At 38.5% G+C, this 20041-nt stretch carries 17 protein-coding genes; 4 read left to right on the plus strand and 13 right to left on the minus strand.

All coding sequences use genetic code 11. The annotated features are described in order from the left end of the window. The gene (locus tag IV512_RS10890; protein ID WP_209403256.1) at positions 1-714 is read right to left on the minus strand and encodes a TIGR04283 family arsenosugar biosynthesis glycosyltransferase; all 714 of its coding nucleotides are present in this window, start codon (positions 712-714) and stop codon (positions 1-3) included. 168 nt (positions 715-882) lie between these two features. On the opposite strand from IV512_RS10890, the gene IV512_RS10895 reads away from it, so the two are divergent. Next, positions 883-1671 carry a DUF547 domain-containing protein gene (locus IV512_RS10895; RefSeq protein ID WP_209403258.1) on the plus strand — a complete coding sequence of 263 codons (789 nt, stop codon included), beginning with the start codon at positions 883-885 and terminating at the stop codon, positions 1669-1671. 12 nt (positions 1672-1683) lie between these two features. On the opposite strand, the gene IV512_RS10900 is transcribed toward IV512_RS10895, so the two are convergent. Further along, positions 1684-2784, minus strand: a complete 1101-nt coding sequence (locus IV512_RS10900; RefSeq protein ID WP_209403260.1) for a BamA/TamA family outer membrane protein — start codon at positions 2782-2784, stop codon at positions 1684-1686. Between the two features lie 92 nt (positions 2785-2876). On the opposite strand from IV512_RS10900, the gene IV512_RS10905 reads away from it, so the two are divergent. After that, the gene (locus tag IV512_RS10905; RefSeq protein WP_209403262.1) at positions 2877-5117 is read left to right on the plus strand and encodes an RND family transporter; all 2241 of its coding nucleotides are present in this window, start codon (positions 2877-2879) and stop codon (positions 5115-5117) included. Positions 5118-5773: 656 nt separating this feature from the next. Here IV512_RS10905 and IV512_RS10910 read toward each other — a convergent pair. From IV512_RS10910 to IV512_RS10920, 3 genes are all read right to left on the minus strand, one after another. After that, a complete protein-coding gene (locus IV512_RS10910) occupies positions 5774-7048 on the minus strand; it encodes a lipopolysaccharide assembly protein LapB (protein ID WP_209403264.1) in 1275 nt (424 codons plus the stop codon). Positions 7049-7187: 139 nt separating this feature from the next. Next, a complete protein-coding gene (locus tag IV512_RS10915; protein ID WP_245224743.1) occupies positions 7188-7997 on the minus strand; it encodes a DUF4331 family protein in 810 nt (269 codons plus the stop codon). Positions 7998-8023: 26 nt separating this feature from the next. Next, complete coding sequence (locus IV512_RS10920; RefSeq protein ID WP_209403266.1) at positions 8024-8704, minus strand: DUF4331 family protein; 681 nt, start codon at positions 8702-8704, stop codon at positions 8024-8026. 299 nt (positions 8705-9003) lie between these two features. On the opposite strand from IV512_RS10920, the gene IV512_RS10925 reads away from it, so the two are divergent. Next, positions 9004-10191, plus strand: a complete 1188-nt coding sequence (locus tag IV512_RS10925) for an LETM1-related biofilm-associated protein (protein ID WP_209403268.1) — start codon at positions 9004-9006, stop codon at positions 10189-10191. A gap of 80 nt (positions 10192-10271) precedes the next feature. Here IV512_RS10925 and IV512_RS10930 read toward each other — a convergent pair whose 3' ends face one another. The 5 genes from IV512_RS10930 to IV512_RS10950 form a co-directional block, all read right to left on the minus strand. Further along, a complete protein-coding gene (locus IV512_RS10930) occupies positions 10272-11027 on the minus strand; it encodes a LytTR family DNA-binding domain-containing protein (RefSeq protein WP_209403270.1) in 756 nt (251 codons plus the stop codon). A gap of 63 nt (positions 11028-11090) precedes the next feature. Next, positions 11091-11441 carry a 2TM domain-containing protein gene (locus tag IV512_RS10935; protein WP_209403272.1) on the minus strand — a complete coding sequence of 117 codons (351 nt, stop codon included), beginning with the start codon at positions 11439-11441 and terminating at the stop codon, positions 11091-11093. A 26-nt stretch (positions 11442-11467) separates the two neighbouring features. Continuing rightward, positions 11468-11794: a 2TM domain-containing protein gene (locus IV512_RS10940; RefSeq protein WP_209403274.1), complete on the minus strand. Its 327-nt coding sequence runs from the start codon at positions 11792-11794 to the stop codon at positions 11468-11470. A gap of 11 nt (positions 11795-11805) precedes the next feature. Then, a complete protein-coding gene (locus IV512_RS10945; RefSeq protein WP_100871783.1) occupies positions 11806-12108 on the minus strand; it encodes a 2TM domain-containing protein in 303 nt (100 codons plus the stop codon). Positions 12109-12228: 120 nt separating this feature from the next. Continuing rightward, positions 12229-13566: a 2TM domain-containing protein gene (locus IV512_RS10950; protein WP_209403276.1), complete on the minus strand. Its 1338-nt coding sequence runs from the start codon at positions 13564-13566 to the stop codon at positions 12229-12231. 272 nt (positions 13567-13838) lie between these two features. Here IV512_RS10950 and IV512_RS10955 point away from each other — a divergent pair, with 272 nt between their 5' ends. Further along, positions 13839-14834, plus strand: a complete 996-nt coding sequence (locus IV512_RS10955) for a DUF1028 domain-containing protein (protein ID WP_209403278.1) — start codon at positions 13839-13841, stop codon at positions 14832-14834. A 6-nt stretch (positions 14835-14840) separates the two neighbouring features. Here the strand turns inward: IV512_RS10955 and IV512_RS10960 are convergent, their stop codons facing one another. The 3 genes from IV512_RS10960 to IV512_RS10970 are packed head-to-tail and all read right to left on the minus strand — an operon-like array spanning position 14841 to position 19949. After that, the gene (locus tag IV512_RS10960) at positions 14841-15968 is read right to left on the minus strand and encodes a Gfo/Idh/MocA family protein (RefSeq protein ID WP_209403280.1); all 1128 of its coding nucleotides are present in this window, start codon (positions 15966-15968) and stop codon (positions 14841-14843) included. Between the two features lie 5 nt (positions 15969-15973). After that, complete coding sequence (locus IV512_RS10965) at positions 15974-16834, minus strand: sugar phosphate isomerase/epimerase (protein WP_209403282.1); 861 nt, start codon at positions 16832-16834, stop codon at positions 15974-15976. A gap of 25 nt (positions 16835-16859) precedes the next feature. Next, positions 16860-19949, minus strand: coding sequence for a PVC-type heme-binding CxxCH protein (locus tag IV512_RS10970; RefSeq protein ID WP_209403284.1), 3090 nt, complete (start codon positions 19947-19949; stop codon positions 16860-16862). Between the last annotated feature and the right edge of the window lie 92 nt (positions 19950-20041).

Genomic DNA, 20041 nt, shown 5'->3' on the forward strand with positions numbered 1-20041 from the left:
TCAATTAAGTGTTTTTTTGGCAGGGGCTTTCAACAGTTTATTGTGCAATATTTTTAATTTCTCGGGTGGATAGCCAAATTTGAATAGAATCACTAGTAGTAAATTAGAAAGGTTGACTCTAAGGTATGAGTTATTGTTATACTTTCTAGCAGAGACGATTAAATCATTATTGATTATTTTATAAGGAATCCGTTCTTTTTTCATCCGTTCAAAAAACTCGAAATCCTCCATCAACACCTGCTTCTCGTCAAACCTGCCCAAGTCGTTAAAAACATTCTTTTTAATAAAGAGACATTGATCACCGCCTCCCGTAAAAATTCCATCCCTGGCCGTAAATGAAGCATTGACTTTTAATAACCAGTTCTCTTTATCAAAACGATAAGAGAAAAAGCCAGCATCGTAATTATCATTCAAGGTCTTTTCAATGTCAGCTATAAATTCATCAGGAGGTAGTACATCGGCGTGCAAGAAAGCCAAAATATTGTTACTGGCATTTGCTTCTCCTATGTTCATTTGCGCCGCTCGACCTTTTACCGAAGACTTAATTATGCTTACTCTATCACCAAAATCGATATGTTCAGATAAATCGGAATTAGTATCTGAAAGCACTACAATTATTTCTATTTGACGAGCTTTCGCGTTGGAAAGCAATTTCGGCAGTAAGTTTTCTAAATTTTCTCGTTCATTGTGAGCGGGAATAATAATGCTGACCATAAAGTTATTTCAACAGTTTAGCGTACCGAGTTAAAATTATTGTGATTTAGTTAAAGGCACCTTTCTCATATACGTAGATTTGCTAGAAAGGTTTACTAAAACGATTCGACCAAACCTTAAGGTCGTAAAATTCGTACGTAGCAATATTACAATTCTAAAACTATAAGAATGATCCTTATTAAATTTAAATTTAGACTGCTTACCTTAATAGCCTTTGTTACAATACTTTCCTTAGGCGCTCAATCAAATGACACCTCGAGAATAGACCTGAACGCGCTCTCCGAAGATTTTTTGAGAAATATCAAAAATAATCAAAGTACCAATGAAATTAGGGCACAACTTTATAGTTTGACTTTAGAGGATATAGAAAGGGAATTAACAACTGATGATGAGAAATTAGCCTTTTGGATCAATATCTACAATGCCTACATTCAAGTAATTTTATCTGAAAATCCCGAAAAATATGATAACAGGGGTGAATTCTTTAAAAATGAACAGATTCCTATTGCCGGAAGACTTATTGCCTTCGCTAAAATTGAGCACGGTATCATTAGAAAATCTCAATGGGAACTCGGTCTGGGAATGATTAGAAAATGGTTTCCAAACAAATTCGAGAGAAAGCTACGTGTAGACGAACGCGATTACCGCATACACTTTGCATTGAACTGCGGTGCAAAAGACTGCCCTCCGGTTGCCATCTATACGCCCGAACGACTAAATGAGCAGTTAAAGACCGGTACGGCCAACCATTTGAATAAAACTTCTGAGTATAACCCAGAAACCAAAGAGGCATCTATAACTTCTCTATTTAACTGGTTCAGAGGAGATTTTGGATGTAAAGGTGGAATAAAGGATATATTGAAAGAACAAGGCATTATACCTACGACAAAAGGTATCGACCTTATATATAAAAATTACGATTGGACCTTAGATCTCGATAATTGGACCGAACTTTAACTTTGAAAAAGATTAAAATGCCTCTTTAATGGTGAAATAGAAGTTTCCGCCTTCGCTAGACATACCGTAGTCTACACGAATACGTACCCCATCGCGCTTGTTAATGATGTATCTAATACCCGCACCACCTGCCGGCTTAAAAGACGAAGAAAAGGTCTCTGCCAAATCTGGTGCCACTGTACCTGTTGAACCAAAGACGGCGGCACCAAATCTGCCCGCTATAGGAAAGCGATATTCTAAAGCAAAGCTCAATTCAGCATTGTCTTGAAACCGCCTATTATTAATACCTCTTGAACGCTTTGAACCTAAGTAATACAAATCATAAAAAGGAGTGTTTTTGCTACTGTTGGCTAAAAATAAATTAGCAGCGACCACTTGCTTTTTACCCACTTTCTGATAGAATCGATTGTCTAACTCGAATTTGGAATAATTAAAGGAAGACCCTAGAAATTTTGAAGAGGTAAAATAATTTCCCTGAATATAAAACCCCTTCGTTGGAAAGAAAATATTATCCCTTGTATCATAGAAAGCTTGAACTCCTACGTTTGAAACCGTTCCATCCCTTTTTCCGGATACATCTGAGGCTTCAAGAGTACCGCCTTCTTCTACTTTCAAATTGCTAAAGCCATCGAACTCATACCCTACACCGACCGAAAGATTAGGCAGCACTTCTCGCAATAAAGACAATCGTACTCTCGGAAAAGTCACCTCATAAGTTTCTTCGTTCTCCTCCTGCGAATTTATACCGACCCCGAAAAAATTGTAGAAATACTTGTAAAAACCCACTTCACCCAATAGTCGCCACTTCTCGTCGTCACGGTAAAACTCAAAGGGAGCATAGACCAGCATCTGATTTTTTGTGGTATAGCTTACGCCCAACTGTACTGATGACGGTCTAGTTTCTTGACTTTCGTTATTCAACCAAAATGTAGCAATACCGAGACCACCAAAGCCAAAAGCTGTTTCAGGAGTATAAAAAGCTACCGGAAATGCAGAGATTTTTAAATTTTTCTGAACAGAATCATTTGCTGTATTTTGCGCATCTTGAGCTTGCAAAAAATGAGTGGATAAGCATAATAGAATTAGATGAACTACATGGGTTGTTTTGTGCATATTCCGTAAACAAAGATTTTTCAGTTTTTAAATACTCATATTAACTATATATCGGTTAAATTAACCGTATTTAAGTGCAACTAACACCCCATATGCATAAAATTCTTGCTTTAAAAAAAGTTATAATCTCTCTTTTCATAATCTTGGCGGCAGTATCTGTGGCTGTTTTGCCCAATTTAAAGTTCTCTTTCGATTTTAGCCAGTTTTTTCCGGAAGGCGATGAAGATCTTGTTTTCTATAAAGAGTTCAAAAGTGAGTTCGGTACCGATGATAATTTTTTGCTCATAGCCTTACCAAACAATGGTTCAGTTTTCGAAAGAGATTTTTTGACCCGATTTCATAAGGTATCAAAAGAAGCGAAAAAATTATCGTTCGTAAAGGTCAGTCAATCACTTACTACGCTATCCTACCCGTTAAAAACTTCTTTTGGCTATACAAAATTGCCTATCATTCATTTAAACGAACCCGATAAATATGAAGCTGACTGGGCAAAAATAAAAGAAGACGGGCTTTTCATAAATACGTTAATAGACGAAAATGCAAGTTCTCTTGTACTTGCCCTTGAAACTAAAGATGAACTCGACTATGACCAATCGATTACTTTACTGACCGAGGTTCGCCAATTGCTTGACGATAATAATTTCAATGAATTTCATCTTTTGGGCAGGGCCTATTTTTACGAAGCTATTGTAGCCATGCAAAAAAGTGAAGTGATTAAAACGAGTCTTGCTTCATTTTTACTGGTTTTTTTAATTCTCTACCTAATCTACCGCAGGTTTATCATTGTATTCATTTGTTTACTATCAATAACCTTATCTCTTCTTTTATTTTTCGGACTACTTAGTGTTCTAGGTATTCAGTTGAGTGCCATGGCGGCATTTTATCCTATTCTAATGCTCATTGTAGGTACATCGGATGTTATTCACATAATGGATGATTATCTAGCAAAACTCAGATTAGGGCTTGAAAAGGAAACTGCACTGATCCAATCATTACGAGAAGTCGGCGTCTCCACACTTCTAACTTCCATTACTACAGCTATAGGCTTCGCTTCGCTACTCACCTCTAAGTCAAGTAGCATTAGTAGCTTCGGTGTCAATTCTGCCATAGGGGTGCTAACCGCTTTTATCACCGTATTGTTCTTCACCTGTTCGTTGTTATTGCTATTTAAAAACGAAAGCCTTCTAAGAGACAAGCCCGATAGACATTTATGGAACCCTATTTTATCTAAAGTGAATAAAATTACAAAAAGCAATGGGCGCATCATTTTAGTTGGCAGCTTAGTATTTACCGCTATTTGTTTGGTAGGGATAGGAAGGATAGACACAAATTATGAAATCAAAGAAAGTCTTCCTAAAAATAGTGCCATTGCCAATGATTTTGTCTTTTTTCAGGAAAACTATAGTGGTTTCAGACCTCTAGAAGTTGCCGTGCTTGCCCAAAATCAAAACAAGGTGACCGATTTTGATGTGGTGCATGAAAGCGAGAAAGTCGAACAATATTTAAAGAGGCAATCGGCAATACGCAATGTTCAATCTGTAAACACACTCTACAAGGCCCTTCACAAGGCCCATAATCTAAATAAATCAGATTATTTTGTTTTACCTACGGATGAAAATGTTTTTAATACGTACCAGAAGGATATTGATAAACTGGCGAGAAAACAAAAAAATAAATTTGTTAATGCCAAAGAAAACAAGGCAAGAATAAGTGCTCGAGTGTTAGACGTGGGTACCGACAGTCTAAATGTAGTCTATGATAACTTCAAATCGTTTACGAAAAATAAAATTGATTCAACGCTGGTCAAATACAAATTAACAGGTTCAGGAGTTTTACTCGATAAAAACTCTTATTACGTGCGAGACAGCTTGATACAAGGTTTGATTATGGGTCTTCTACTGGTAGCCATTATTATGGCACTCATTTTTAGAAATCTCAAAATTTTACTAATATCAATGCTACCTAATCTACTGCCCTTATTGTTTGCTGCCGCCCTACTCGGTTATTTCGGAATTGCCTTAGAAGCAACTATTTCAGTAGTCTTTGCCATTGTTTTTGGCATAGCAGTAGACGACACTATTCATTTTCTAGGAAGATACCGGATCGGTACCGCAAAAGGCCTTAGTAAAGAAGAAGCCTTAGAAGTAACTTTTCAAGAAACCGGTCGCGCACTCATTATCACAACCGCAACCTTGTTCTTTGGTTTTATGATATTACTTTTTTCAGAACATTCCCCAAGCGTAACTATTGGTCTATTGGTTAGCGTTACGTTGTTGGCCGCCCTTATACTCGATTTATTATTACTACCCGTTCTCATAAGACGCCTTCTATAAGCTTAGAGAACCTAGTGAGAAACGCGTAATGATTTTAAATACTTCTGAAGCAAATAATAAGACCTAATAACAACAATAAAACCCATTAGCATAACTGAAATCCATAAGGTAAATAAGAAATATTCCATAAAACCCGTATTTTAAGTAATAAGAATCTTATGATTCTTTTTCACATTTATTTACGAGAATATCTCACAAAAGTTTTGCCGTTTAGCCAATAATAAGACCGTTCGACTAATAAGCGAAGAATAAAAAGACCATTTTATCGAATAGGTCAGGTCTATAACTGCGATATAAAATTTAATTTTACTTCTTTGTTTTGAGAAGTTTTCTAAGATCTTTTCTGGCATTAAGCACCTTCAAGCATAATAAGCACATGAAAGTTAGCCACACTACAAAAAGAACATACTCCATAACACTACTAATTTAGGGGAACTGTTAGGTTAAAGTTTCTGTAAAATCAATATTTTAAATTAAAATAAATAGGATTAGGCCTTATAAACATACTAAAGGCAAATGAACTTTCCTACACAAAAGTTAAATATTTCACAAAATAGGAATGGAATGAGATAAAAAAAGTGCCCTAACATTTGCCAGGGCACTTAAGAAAAACCAACACAACCTAAAATCATTTAAGATTTCATACTATTAATATTTTATAATCGAGCGATACTATCCTCTGTTGAAGGCCCCAGCTCGTAAACTGCCTCAGTGAGTTCGCTTTTCAGTTCTTTCACTTTGGTTTTGTTTCCTGCAGCCTTGTATATTTCTGCCGCATACAACAATATACCTGGCTCAAATGTTTTTCCGATAATATGTTGTTCAACGATTTCGAGAGCTTTTTCACTTTCGCCCTTCTTGTGATAACTGTAGGCCAATAAACTATATGATTCAGGGGTCGGTCTGTTAGCCACCTCTTTACGAGACATGCGCAGGGCCTTGTCATACTCTTCAGTTTCGTTCAAATAAAGAGATACATTATAGGCGTTGTACATATCACCATACGCAGGGTTGCTAACCAATTTAAAATATTTGTCAAGATTTGATAGGCTTTTCAAATCATCACCCATATGTTCGGCTATCTCCGCCTTCAATAAATAATAATCAGGTGCCTTATAATTTTGGGTTACAGAATCTAAAATACGCATTGCCTCTAAGGGTCTCTTTTCGTACGAGAAAACGATCCAAGCAATTCCCTTTTTGGCATAAGCATTATTTGGGTCTATCGCCAACGCTTTTAAATAATACTCGTAAGAGTCTTTAATTTTGCCTGCATGGCCGTAGTAATCGGCGAGATTGGTGTAAGACCATAATTGAAGTGAAGTGTTTTTAGTGTCTTCAGCTTTTTTCATTGCCTTTTCCATAAAACGAATGGTGGTGTTCAAGTCTCCTTTATAATCGTTCCATTTTGCTAATCGGATAAGATATCCGAATTCTGACATGTTCTTTGTGCTGTCTAAATATTTTTGTGCTGTTTCGTAGTTACCAAGCTCCATATGTACATCGAAGAGCAAACTGCGGCTCTGCTCGATACCATTATTGGTCGCTCTGGCGGAGTCGGCCATCTGTAAAGCCTCCATAAACCTATGTTGAGAAATATAATTTCTGGCCAATGCGCGGTAATATCCGGCTTTGCCAATGGCTGCGATATCCACTGCTTTTTCAAGCACTTTCTCTGCTTTTTTCAGATATTGTATATCTCCTGTATTTTGAAAGTAGCGGTTGTATTCACCACCAACAATACCGAAACTCATCAATTGAGAACTATCCGATTTTATTTTTGAGTCCCAAAGCTCAAAATATTTTGAGGTAGTTTTAACCGGGCTATTTATCAGATATTTATCGTAGTCTTCTTTTGCGGTAACTTCTTTATTTTCTGTTTGGCAAGAGGATAAAATTAAGACCAATAAACCAAGTGTTAAATATTTCATCTTCTTATTTTTAGATTGGTTCTGTTCTACTTGAATTTTATGTGATTCTTTGTAAAATTTATATAATTGATTTCAACTAGAAAAAAAGGGAGGATGGGCAACCATCCTCCCCACTCCTTCTTTTTCATAGACTGATGTCTTATTCAGGAGCTCCCAAATATGGGAATGTTGTTGTTGGCTCTGCGGTAAAAGAAACTCCGTCAGAAACCAATCTTGGGAAGGTACCCACACCTTCAACCTCTTGACCATTGAAACGTGCTCCATCGCCTCCTCCGAAAAGAAGAATCAAAGAAACATCGATAACGTCATCTTGTAAAGTTCTACCGGTAAGACCGATAGCCCCTTCGTAGTTCGGTGCACCAGAACCTGGATTGAAATAGGTCGTAGGCAAATCTGGTGCTACTTCAAGAACGTCATTTGCCAATACTGTAGTTAAAACTTCTGCAGTTACAGGGTTGTCGGTAAAACCATCTTTATCAGGACCATTAAGAATATCACCTAAAATATTCGGCTGATAATTCACATCTTCTTCATTAAGACCTAAGAGTTGAGCATAAACATCGTGAAGACCTTCTAATCGGTTCTCAAAATCTTGCTGATAAAACTCAGCGATAGTGTGCGGCTCAGCTTGGTTATAAGGATCTTTGAAATCAGAAATACTTAAAACCGTATTGATACCTGGTCTACCCATAAAATCTACTTGAGCGTAAGTTCCTGAAAAATCAGGTGCCTCGCCTGGCTCCATTGGTTCTGGGTCAGGATCCGGTGTCATGTCTTCACATGGTTGACATGAAGAACCTCCGCAGTCAACTGCAGTTTCAGTTCCGTTCATAATTCCATCGCTACAAGTAGCCTGAACAATTGAATTGTCATCATCTTCACTACAGGCTACAAACATTGTGACTGCACAAAGCGACAAAAACATATATTTTAATGTATTAAGTCTCATTTTATTCTAATTTTTAGATTTGTTATTTATTGTTTTCTGTTCGTAGTTACCCAAGTCTTGTAAACCGGTAGACCTAAAACATTGGTACTTGTAGTTTCACCCAACATACTGTTCGGAATCTCTATAACCAAAGCCATAGTATTCGCACCATCAAAAGTATCAACAGCTTCACCTTCAGGTAAGAAACCTTCTGGTGCTTCACCACCGATTACCTTATTGAACTGGGTAAAGTCAAAGAAAAATGCATCTTGACGTGGTCCTGCAAATAAAGAAACGCCAGCTTCTGTTGTAGTAGTAATAGGGTTTGCATCTGAAATCGCAACGCTACCCAATGGAGAGTCTACCAATACTTCACTAGACTTCCCTTTCATAGCTGGTGTAACAGGGCCGAAGAAATACATGGTATCGCCTCTTGGTAAAGCTTGAATGACCAAGTCTTCCATCAAATCATTATCGGTATCAATATTGATTTCGGTCAATACATCTTCATCAAAGGTACCATAAGCCAAATCTGGCAGAACATTGGTTTGAAGATCTACAATAAATACAGTGTTGTCGGCATTTGAAGGTGATTCAAAACCGTAAAAGTCAGCAATATCAGCAGTATTTCCTTCTGTGCTAGGCGCATCAATGTGATCCGCAGCCACCAGAACAATACCGATTACGGTCAAGATTCCCAGACCGAATAAAAGTTTTGTCTTTTTCATTTTAAGATTTTTTAAAGATTATGATTAATTATTTCACCCCTACTTACGGCAGATTTGTGCAGAGGTTTGGTTTGATTTGTTAAAGTAATGTTAAAGAATATTTTATATTTTTAATTCTAAACGCATTACTCTAACAATTCCTCATAAAATCACAAGACACATTACCTAATTAATTGAAAATCAGAAATTCTATTAATTTTTTTATCAATAATTCCTAGATGCGTTTTCTTAACTATAAAGTTTAATAATGAACATATTATTCATTTTGTAGTACTTTGGCTCTTTAAAAAAACTAAATTATGAACCCTTCTGCTGCTGGTTGGATCGATAAGTTCGGTTCTCTTGTGGAAAATAATCAGAGTCTCTATACAGACTACCAATCGCTATATGCCGGTTTAAAGCAAATGGGGTTTGTATATGGCGTCAATACCGAAATTTCAGCATTTGTAACTTCTGATTTAAAACTGTCTGAAGATGAAAAGGCCAAGGTTAATTTGCTAACTGCCTTATACGGCACATTTACCATAGAACTCGAAAACAATGATTTTTCATTGTTTCTTGAGCTCATTTTTAAATTTTATCAAGATCTAAAAGTGGGTAACAGTTCGCTGTTACATAAAATACTGATAGGCAAGAAAACCTCTTCACAGTTAGAGAAGTTAATCGATTCTCGAGTTTATTTAGAAGATAATCTACTGAGTAAAACATTTGGTGGCCTTATTACCAACTCCTTATTGTTTATTGATGTACTGCTCTTCAAGCAATACATGCATCAGCCAAAAGATATTAGGGCACACGCCGAGCGCTTAGAATACCTGACTATAAATATTACCTACCACGCCTTAAATTCAAAGGAGCAAAATAAAAGTGATGAAAGACTCGCACAGCTTTTTGCATCATCATTAACCTTTATTGATAGCGAAGCTGAAAACTTTGATGGAACGTACCGTGAACAGTTACTACAAAATAAGTCAATCTATGAAAATCACTATTTTCTCGATATGGCTTGCCTCACTGTTTGGGAAGATAAATCATTAGAATATCAAGAGTCGGAATTTATTTTTGGCCTCGGAAAAGATTTAGGGTTTTCAGATGACCATATAAAAAGATCAGTCCAAGAAATTCAAAATTTCTTTAAAATGAATATGGAATCGGTACCATTTTTAAAGGATACAAACTTGGCTCTGCAATTATATGATAGTATGTCGAAAGTGGTGAATAAATTGATTTTGAGAAATAGTAAACGCCTGCAAAAAGAATTGGCAGAAAGTAAAGAATTGGTATTTCTCATTTCAAAATCGACAGTTAAGGATCTTACCCCAGAGGAGAAGAAAAAAGTACAAAATCAATTGATAGACATTTTTAAAAGTATACCTTCTCTAGCCATTTTTATACTGCCCGGTGGCGCAGTTTTATTGCCTATTTTCATTAAATTGATTCCCAAACTTTTGCCTTCGTCATTTGATGAAAATAGAATAGAAAAATAGTGCAATTTTAATCAAATTGCCATTATAAGAAAAATCTATTATTAGATTTATATGGTTTAATATCAAATAATTAAATTACACTATTCCAACCAAAGCTTAAAGTCTCTTACACGCTCTCGACTTACGATGATTTCTTGATTAGAAAAGTGATTTAGCTTAATTTGTAAGCGCGAATTGGTGTATGAAATAATATCCTTTATATGGTTGATGTTAACATAAAATTTACGGTTCGTGCGAAAGAAAAATTGAGGCTGAAGCTCGTTCTGTAAATTTTCAAGGGTCGTATCTAAAAGGTAATTTCGCCCTTCTGTAGTAGCGGCATAGGTACCCTTATTTTCACTATAAAAACATTCAATATCGTCGGCATTTATAATTTTCAGGTGCTGCCCCACCTTAGCTGTAAACCTCTTTTTATATTCTCGCTCGATAGGGTTCACCAAAAGCCTTTTGATGTCTTCGAAATCAAGAGCCATATTTTGAACTTTTGGCTTGAGTAACCGATATTTTTTTACGGCACCTTGAAGTTCTTCTTCGTCAATTGGCTTTAATAGGTAATCGATACTGTTCAACTTAAAGGCCTGTAGCGCATATTCATCATAAGCGGTAGTGAAAATAATAGCGCTTCGCACTTCAATCTGTTCAAAAATCTCAAATGAAAGTCCGTCTGAAAGTTGAATGTCCAAAAATATCAAATCGGGGTGCTCATGACTCTTGAACCATTCGATAGACTCTTTGACGGAGTGCAATAGCGTTGTAACTTCGACATCAAGTCGTTCTAATAATCTCGATAATCTGCGCGCTGAAGGCTTTTCGTCTTCTATAATTATAGTTTTCATTTAATTTGGTCGGTTTTAGGTTGGTTTTACTTCATACCGAAGGTTCTGAATTTCATTTAAAGACTACTCCCCATCCTCTTTCATAAACTTCTGTAGTTGGTTTTGCTCCCAATCTTTTATGAATTTTGGTTTTAATTCACTCCAAGTTTTGCCTTTTAATTTGAAAACTACAACTCCGTGAATAACGAGACCGACTCCCCATAAGACGGGGGTTAAAATTACATTCCAGCTCAACCATTCAAAAAAAGCAGGGTCATCGACACCCTTACTTACAAAAAATTCATAACCCCTGTCTTTCACTAAAAAAAGTATGGTATTCGCGATTACATAAACTTTCAAGTGATCATAAAACCCCTTTATATTTTGAACCCTTTTTTGGGCTTTCTTGAATTTAGACCTTTTTTCCGTTTTCATATGATTGACTTTGCCCTTAGTTTTGATCAATATTTTTTAACATCCTCCCTATCTTCATCCATAAATTTCCGAATTTGCCGCTCTTCCCACTCTTTACTAAATAAGGGATTGAAAGAGAATACCTTTACTGCATGAAAAGCCAAACCCAGCCCCCAAAAGAAAGGGGTCATAAGTGAGCCAAAATTAAAAATCGATTCAGCAAACGACTCCCCTTGATTCATTCTTATTACAACACTTACAGTAATTATAAATAGATTAACCAACACGTAAACGGTTAGGTGGGTATAAAAGCCCTTTAACTCATTCACTTTTTTTCTGGCTCTCAACTTTTTATCTCTTTTATTAGCTTCCATAGTAATATTTTTTATTCCCATCTACTTAAACGTTCATCTTCTTGCATAAATTCCTTTATTTTTCGCTCTTCCCAATTTCTACCGAAAAAAGGGTTCTTTCCAAAAGCTTTTATTCCCTGAAAAATCAGCCCTATACCCCAGCCCATAGCGGCCCAAAGAAACCATGGGTAGTTCCATCGGTCTGTATAGTAATTCAATCCGGCCAAAAAACCGATAACTACAATATATGACAATAGGCTCATGTAAAATTTCTTCACTTCTTCAACACGTTCCTTTGCCCTTAAATACTTGTTTTCTTTTTCTACGTTTCTCATGGTCGATTAATTTATGTTGTTACCCAAATATCTAATAATCTAAAGGCTTCAGTAAATCTTTGTCTCTCAGTTGTCATTTTCTAAGGATGAATTGTATTCCCATTGGTTTATCCCACTCATTCAAAATTGGTCATCCTCCATATATTCTCTCATCTTTTTTTCTTCCCAGCTCTTTCCCCACAAGGGATTATAACCAAAAGCTGCCATGGCATGCATAGTAAGTCCAAAACCCCAGCCGAATACAGGAAATAAAGCCCAAGGAAACGAGGTTGTCTTATAATTGAGAAAAATCAAAAACGGTATCACAATTAAGTAGGCTAACAGATTACCATAGAACGCCTTAATTCCCTCAACACGCTCCTTGGCCTTTTCATACCGCTTATCATCAATATACTCTCGTTGCGTTTCTACCGCCGAAATTCGCTTGGTCAGCATTGGCAAGCGCACCATAAAATCGGTTTCTGACCGCTCAATATTTAAAGTTTTATCCGTTAGTACCGCATAGCGCTGTCTTATATTCTGCAACCCCACACCGGTACTTTTTTTCAATACCTGTTTTTCTTGAAGATTATTTACAACGACCAGCATGCCTTGCTCTTCATAAACTTTTATCTTGAGTGGTCTTTCGGCGCTAACCACATTATGTTTGACCGCATTTTCAAGCAATAACTGCAGAGATAGCGGAACAATTTTAGCCTCCTTGATAGCGCTTGCTTCCGGTATATCAAAAACGATGCTATCTTCAAACCTCATCTTCAAAAGTTGTACGTAGGTTTTAGCAAATTTCAACTCTTCATCTACCGAAATTAAATCTTTATTTTTTTGTTCAAGTACATACCGATAAACCTTTGAAAGTGAAGTGGTAAACTTTTGCGCTTGCAAAGGATCCTCTTCTATTAAACTCGTTAACACATTTAAACTATTAAAAAGAAAATGAGGGTCTAGTTGGTTTTTCAGCGCATTAAATTGTGCAGAAGCCGTACCTGCAATTATCTTTTGCTCTTTGACCTTGGTTTCTTGGCGAAACTTGTAATAATAGAAACCATAAAATACAAAGAGGACGACTGCGGAAATAAGTAGCGAATAGTAATAGTCGCCAACAGTTTCATTTTGTAAAAAGTCAACGAAAGGCACTCGGTACATACCGACCAATAAAATGAATCGTGCCAGAAATATACCAAATACAGAGACTATAAAACTGCAAGCCAGCCCTGTAACCAATCTTTTCAAAGACCCAAAATTATTCCCCAACCGCATATTGAGAAAACGCCATGTATAGACATTGACTAGATAAAGAATGATTGAAAACAACATGTTTTCATAATACTCTTGCCACGCCCATTGAAGGGTTACACCTTCTTCGAACCAGCCCGTAAAATAGAAACTGACAAGAATGACAAAATAGATAAGCGTGCCTATTATAACTGCCCTACCAATATCTTTGATGAAATTTTGCATATTCACTTATCTTGTCTTAGAATACCCCAGTTCCCTAAGTATTTTTTAGCAATCTGAACCTTCTAAAGTTAACAAAAGTTGAACTCTCCAGATTAATTTCCAACTCCTCGAAATCATTATTTTATATGATCTCAGCAAATATTTCCCTTTGTATGGCATTATCCTAAAAAAATACTCTGAATCGTAGTAATCGACACCCCAATCGTTACTATAATCTCAATTTAAAAGCACCTTTTATCATTTTAGCTATATTAGCAACTCTCTAAAAACATATGAAAACTCTAACTATCAAAATCATCCTTCTACTTTCGACCATCAGTTTTTGTCAAAAGACTGTTGCTCAAAGCACCTACAAAGACCAATTCGCACATACATTTTCGATAGTAGCCCGAGACAAAACTACTGGAGAAATGGCCGTTGGCGTTCAAAGCCATTGGTTTTCCGTAGGAACTATTGTTGCTTGGGGAAAGTCGGGAGTTGGGGTTGTAGCCACCCAATCTTTTGTAAACCCTGCATACGGCCCAGAAGGCCTACAGTTAATGAGCGATGGTAAAACGGCCGAGGAAGCACTTAATAAGCTGACCGCTAAAGACGAGGGAAAAGATTTTAGACAAATAGGGTTTTTAGACGTGGCGGGAAATGCCTCTTCGTTCACAGGGGAGAAATGCGTTCAATCGGCAAGTCATTATGTAGGTGATAATTTTGCAGTACAGGCGAATATGATGCTCAATGACCAAGTAGTGCCCGCCATGAAAAAAGCTTTTGAGGCCAATTCAGAGCTACCGTTGGCCGAACGCGTAGTTAAAGTTTTGTTGGCCGCCCAAAATGCCGGTGGAGATATTCGTGGCAAGCAATCAGCGGCCTTATTGGTCGTGAATGCGGAACCGGTGGAAAATGTCTGGCAAGACAAAAAGGTAGATTTAAGAGTTGACGACAGCGCCGCACCGCTAGCGGAACTCGAACGCCTATTAAGAGTTCATAGAGCTTACGATCACATGAACAAAGGCGATTTGGCTATCGAAGTCAATGATATGGATGCAGCGCTAAAAGAATACGGAGCCGCCCAAAAAATGTTTCCGGAAAATCTCGAAATGAAATACTGGACTGCCATCGCCCTGGCGAATAGTGGAAAATTGAAGGATGCCCTACCTATTTTCAAGACCGTCTTTTCTAAAGACGACAACTGGAGAACCCTAACAAAACGCCTTCCAAAATCAGGTCTGCTGACCGTTTCAGAAGGCGATTTTCAAAAGATTATGGGTCTTTAGATGTTATTACGATAAAGTGAACTCTGGTAGTTTGATGATTTCCCCTCCTTTTAAAGCAGACTCATGCGCCAGAATACCTACGCAGGTAATGTTCGCAGATTGTTTTGCATTCGGATAAGGAGATTCTTTCTGCACCAACGCATCAACGAAAATATGCACTAGGTGCGGATGTGAACCACCGTGCCCGGCGCCTTGGGTGAACGATAAATGCTGGTTGTCATCGGTATCATAGACACCTTGAGTCGTAAAAGGCTGTATCTCTTTGGGAAGCAATTTTGCAAAATCAGGACTTTCAACCTCCTCAGGTATTTCAGGCTCAGGTTTCTTAGCGGTATGCACCACCAAAGGCTTCCCTTCTATTAATGGCCATTCTACCGACTTTTTGGATCCGTACACTTCAAAACTCTCTCGATACTGGCGGGCTACATCGAACAACGAACGGTATACTTGGGCGCTTAAATCTGAATCTTTGAATTTAATGTGTGTCGTTTCAACCGCAAAAGGAGAATTGTAATGCCCGATTAACTCTTCACGAATGGTTCCTGAACCAAAACACGAGACATACTCGGCCTGACCTCTAGTCAATGCCAAAACCGGACCAACACAATGGGTCGCATAGTGCATTGGGGGTAACCCTGGCCAATAATTAGGCCAACCGTCCATATCTTGCTGATGACTGGCTTTCAAGAACTGAACCTTACCCAATTCACCATTATCATACAATTCTTTCATGTACAAAAACTCACGTGCATAGACGACTGTTTCCATCATCATATACGTTAGACCGGTCTCTTCAGTCAAGCGAACAATTTCTTCACACTCCTCGACAGTCGTGGCCATAGGTACCGTACACGCTACATGTTTGCCCGCTTTCAAGGCCTTGATAGATTGAATTCCGTGATCCGGAATCGGAGTGTTTATATGCACCGCATCGATATCGGGATCTCTGAGAAGCTCATCATAATCGGTATATCTTTTTTCAATATTAAAGGCATCGGCCAACTCATTAAGTTTTTTCTCGTTACGCTGAGAAATCGCAACTAAATTGGCATTAGGGTGTTTTTGATAAATAGGTATAAACTCTGCACCAAATCCTAATCCGACGATTGCAATATTTATTTTCTTATTATCCATATGTATTAACTTTTGAATGTTTTCTTTAAAAATTTAATGCCTTCGGAGGCAAACTCATCTTGACTATCGGCCAAATTCTTCCATATACAGACCGCACCGGCAAGCTCTTTAATTTCCGGGGTAAAACTTTCGATAACAATCCCTCCTTCATAATTGATATCTTTTAATCCCTGTTGAAAATCATCCCAAGGGGTTAGGCCCGTTCCGGGTATTCCCCGATGGTTTTCAGACACCTGTACGTGAATCAGTTTTTCACCTACGGTTCGTATGGCTTCACGTATATTTTTCTCCTCAATGGTCATGTGAAAACCATCAAGTAATACTTTAGCATTCGACTCATTAATATCATTCGTTAAGCGAACTACGTCTTCGGCGGTGTTTACCAAATCGGACTCAAATCGGTTCAATGGCTCAAGTGCAATAGATTGCCCGAAACCTTTCGCTATGTCGCAAACCTTTCGCAAGTTCTTGACCGCCAATTCCCATTCGGCCTTTCGCTGTTCACTGGAAACCATTCTAGCTTTTCCCACCGCTGAATACATGGGGCCGGCCAAAAAATCTACTTCAAACGTTGTGCATAGTTCAAAACACTTTTCTACGTAATCGAAGCAATTTTTATGCAATTGCACATCATCACTTGTCAGGTCTTTAGTAGGTCCGAACACCCCACAAACGGTTGAAGAAAGTCCGTTCTTTAACAACTCTTCTTTCACCACTTTACCATCGATCAAGCTGGGGTCTTCGACCGGTATTTCTACGGAATCATAACCCAACTCTTTTATCTTAGGAAAGAGGGAAACCGATTCAGTAGTAAAGGGGGACTGCCATAACCAGGTACTTACCCCGAATTTTATAGAATTTGACACGTTGAATTTTATTTTAATGTTAGTATTAGTTACTGCCGACCACTTTCATCACCCCCTGCATTATACGCCAGTGCCCTGGAAAGGTACAGATGAAGGGATACTCACCCGGCTCGGTCGGAGCGGTAAAACTTAAAGTTACGCTCTCTTCAGGATTGACAAGAGCGGTAGCATAAAGAACCTCTGGCATTTCAGGAACATAGTTCAATTCAGGACCCTTGGGGTCAACTGCCATCTTATCCGCTGCAGCACCAACCTTTTCTTTTTCACCCTTTTGCACCACGACCAGATTATGCTGCATAAAATCAGTGTTCGCAAATCGGATACTAACCTTTTCCCCCGCCTCTACCACAAATTCCGAAACATCAAATTTCATCTCGTTCGTAACCGTACCGATATTTATCACCTTTCCCGCAATATCTTCTTGAGACTCCTCCAAAGCTACCGTACCTACTTTATCCATATAATTCGCAGCAAAAGTTTCAGCGAGTAAATCTCCCTGAAGAGGCTCTTTCTCATTCTCGGCCATTGCAAGGTCAGGCTTAAAAGCGGAGTGTTTCTTTTTAAATGCCCCTATAAAACCATCAATATGTTTCGATGCCGCCACATAAACAGCTTGGGACAACCACTCATCGTCTTGAACATCTTTATCTTGACTAAGTTCATAAAGAATTTCACCTATTTCTGGGGAAGGTGTTCTTTCAGAAAAATACAATAGAGCGGCAAGTTGAACCGAAGAATCTTTATCATTGAGTGCTCCTGAAAGCATTATCGCCTTATCGACCTCATTATTTTTAGGAAGAATTTGTATCGCAGCTTTACGAACGGCCGCCGAAGCGTGAAACAATGCACCCCTTACCACAGAAGCGGCCTCTTTTTGCTGGGCAACCGCCCCTAAACCATCAATCGTCCACAATGCATGTAAAGCAGCAGGGTTCTGCCCCATGCTATTTACGGCGTTATTGTTGACCAACTTATACAATTGACTTAAAACATCGCTATTACCCCGCTCTACCAACAAACGCTGAGCGGTCATTCGCCAGAACATATTATCGCTGCCCAAGGCATTGACCAGATCCTCTGAATTGTTTTTGTCCAAAGAGAACTCATTTGCCTCAGAATCACCTTTAGGCACTACACGCCAAATGCGCCCATGAGCCTTATCTCGTAGAGGATTGACATAAGCATTACCTGATCCGTTTTCTGCATTAAAACCGCCACGCTCTACATTTGGCGTCGGATTGTGCTGCACAATAAAATTATACCAGTCAGCTACCCAAACAGAGCCATCGGGCCCTACTTTCGCTTCTACCGGAGAGACCCACTCATCGGCCCCGGCAAAAAGGTTGCCGCCATCTTTTTCGAGATAGCCCGCTCCTTCTTTTTCGATTTTCGCGATATGTACCACCCCACCTGTGGGCTCACAGACAAACGCAGTTTTATTCCAATACGAACTAGGGTAATCACGCGCTGTGTAAAAATGATGACCGGCAGCAGCCGTAAAGCCGCCAAAAACATCTACCTGTCTATAGTTCGGAGTAATAGGCTGCATATCATAATGCCCGTCGATTTTTTTACTGCCCAGAATAGCAACGCCCTCGACATCGGTAAAATTATCATTAGGTATACCCAAGAATACACTATGAGTATTATTCGCCGTAGAAGCAAAGACCGAATTATCTTCGGTAACACCTAACCCCCACGTATTATTACTTGTATTCGTTAAAAATTCAAAGTTCTGATAACTGGTATCGAATCGGTAAACACCTTGACGAAACTGAAAGTCTTTACCAAAAATATTACCCTTAAAACCAGAATAGCCGAGCACTCCATAAATATGATTATCTATAGAATATTGCAGGTTAGAAGGCCCTGCATGGGTGTCGAAAGTACCCCATCCGTCGATAATTTCTTCCCTCACATCAGCCTTATCATCTCCATCGGTATCTTTTAAGAACAGGAATACAGGTGCTTGTGAAACGATAATACCCCCATTGGCAAAGGCAAAACTCGTTGGTATATTTAGGTTTTCAGCAAAAACGGTCACCTTGTCGGCTTTTCCATCTCCATCGGTATCCTCTAAAATTTTCACTTTATCATCACCGACGCCTTCATCATTTCGCACCGTATTAGGGTAGTCTACCGTTTCAATTACCCACAGCCGCCCCTTCTCATCCCAATTCATGGCAATCGGGTTGATAATGTCGGGTTCAGAAGCGAAAAGCTCTAATTCGAAACCTGCTGGCACCTGAATCAACTTTGCCGATTCTTCAGGACTCAATGGCAGCTGGTATTTAGGCGCAGGATCTCGCTTCTCATAGTTCGGTATATTAGGTACATCTTTATAGGCCAATTGAGGAATATCTTTTGAAAATGCTTCCCAGTTTTGCCTTACTTTATCCGAAACGGCCCACAACACCCCTTGTTTGATTAGGTTATGAAAACCTGGGTTGTTCCACGTTCTTTCATTATGGCCATAAGCGGTATAAAACACCTTGCCCTCGCCATGGTTCTTGACCCACGTCCAAGGTTCACGGTGCTCCCCTTCGACCCGCTCCATCAATACCGTAATATCATCTGCAATTTTATCGTGCACATAAGTTTCATCCCATGTTGAAAATTCATTTACATTTTGTATCGCAGGGTGATCCTTAGCCACAATATTAGCGGTAAAAGTGCCCGTTTTATGCGTCATAAACTGGGCCCCTACCAAATCTACATACGCTGGCGAATTTTTAAAACAAAAACTAGCGGAGTGAATGGGTATAAAAGCATGCCCTTCTTCCACATAATTTAAAAGAGCTTTCTCCTCTTTACTCGAAATTTCCTCATGATTGGCGTACACCATCAATCCATCATATTTTGACAGGTTCTTTTCATTTATGTCGGCCGTATTCTCGGTATAACTTATATTGATACCGTCCTTTGCCAATGCAGAAGCGAGAACCGGAAAATAGGCACCCGAATTATGGTGCTCCAAAGAGTGGCCCAAAAAAAGAATTTCTATGCGCCGGGGCTCGTCATCTGAATGCTGAGCATGTTGTTTTTCTTCCGAACCGCATCCTGTTAATACAAACAGAAATAACAGTGCGCTGAACGCTGATAAGTTGAGTTTCATAAGATTGTTGATTTACAGTATCAATGTTACTAATTATTTGAGTCAAAAAATCACTCTGAGTTATCACATACTGACTGTTTTATATCATTGTT

It is taken from the genome of Pseudozobellia sp. WGM2 (genome assembly GCF_017810075.1).
In the GTDB taxonomy this organism is placed as follows: Bacteria; Bacteroidota; Bacteroidia; order Flavobacteriales; family Flavobacteriaceae; genus JADNYK01.

What these genes read in the sequence shown, in the direction of transcription:
- IV512_RS10900 (WP_209403260.1), bottom strand. Translation starts at nt 2,784, where the DNA reads ATGCACAAAACAACCCATGTAGTTCATCTAATTCTATTATGCTTATCC.
- IV512_RS10925 (WP_209403268.1), top strand. Translation starts at nt 9,004, where the DNA reads ATGAACCCTTCTGCTGCTGGTTGGATCGATAAGTTCGGTTCTCTTGTG.
- IV512_RS10940 (WP_209403274.1), bottom strand. Translation starts at nt 11,794, where the DNA reads ATGGAAGCTAATAAAAGAGATAAAAAGTTGAGAGCCAGAAAAAAAGTG.
- IV512_RS10920 (WP_209403266.1), bottom strand. Translation starts at nt 8,704, where the DNA reads ATGAAAAAGACAAAACTTTTATTCGGTCTGGGAATCTTGACCGTAATC.
- IV512_RS10910 (WP_209403264.1), bottom strand. Translation starts at nt 7,048, where the DNA reads ATGAAATATTTAACACTTGGTTTATTGGTCTTAATTTTATCCTCTTGC.
- IV512_RS10950 (WP_209403276.1), bottom strand. Translation starts at nt 13,566, where the DNA reads ATGCAAAATTTCATCAAAGATATTGGTAGGGCAGTTATAATAGGCACG.
- IV512_RS10935 (WP_209403272.1), bottom strand. Translation starts at nt 11,441, where the DNA reads ATGAAAACGGAAAAAAGGTCTAAATTCAAGAAAGCCCAAAAAAGGGTT.
- IV512_RS10960 (WP_209403280.1), bottom strand. Translation starts at nt 15,968, where the DNA reads ATGGATAATAAGAAAATAAATATTGCAATCGTCGGATTAGGATTTGGT.
- IV512_RS10945 (WP_100871783.1), bottom strand. Translation starts at nt 12,108, where the DNA reads ATGAGAAACGTAGAAAAAGAAAACAAGTATTTAAGGGCAAAGGAACGT.
- IV512_RS10905 (WP_209403262.1), top strand. Translation starts at nt 2,877, where the DNA reads ATGCATAAAATTCTTGCTTTAAAAAAAGTTATAATCTCTCTTTTCATA.
- IV512_RS10890 (WP_209403256.1), bottom strand. Translation starts at nt 714, where the DNA reads ATGGTCAGCATTATTATTCCCGCTCACAATGAACGAGAAAATTTAGAA.
- IV512_RS10915 (WP_245224743.1), bottom strand. Translation starts at nt 7,997, where the DNA reads ATGAGACTTAATACATTAAAATATATGTTTTTGTCGCTTTGTGCAGTC.
- IV512_RS10895 (WP_209403258.1), top strand. Translation starts at nt 883, where the DNA reads ATGATCCTTATTAAATTTAAATTTAGACTGCTTACCTTAATAGCCTTT.
- IV512_RS10930 (WP_209403270.1), bottom strand. Translation starts at nt 11,027, where the DNA reads ATGAAAACTATAATTATAGAAGACGAAAAGCCTTCAGCGCGCAGATTA.
- IV512_RS10955 (WP_209403278.1), top strand. Translation starts at nt 13,839, where the DNA reads ATGAAAACTCTAACTATCAAAATCATCCTTCTACTTTCGACCATCAGT.
- IV512_RS10970 (WP_209403284.1), bottom strand. Translation starts at nt 19,949, where the DNA reads ATGAAACTCAACTTATCAGCGTTCAGCGCACTGTTATTTCTGTTTGTA.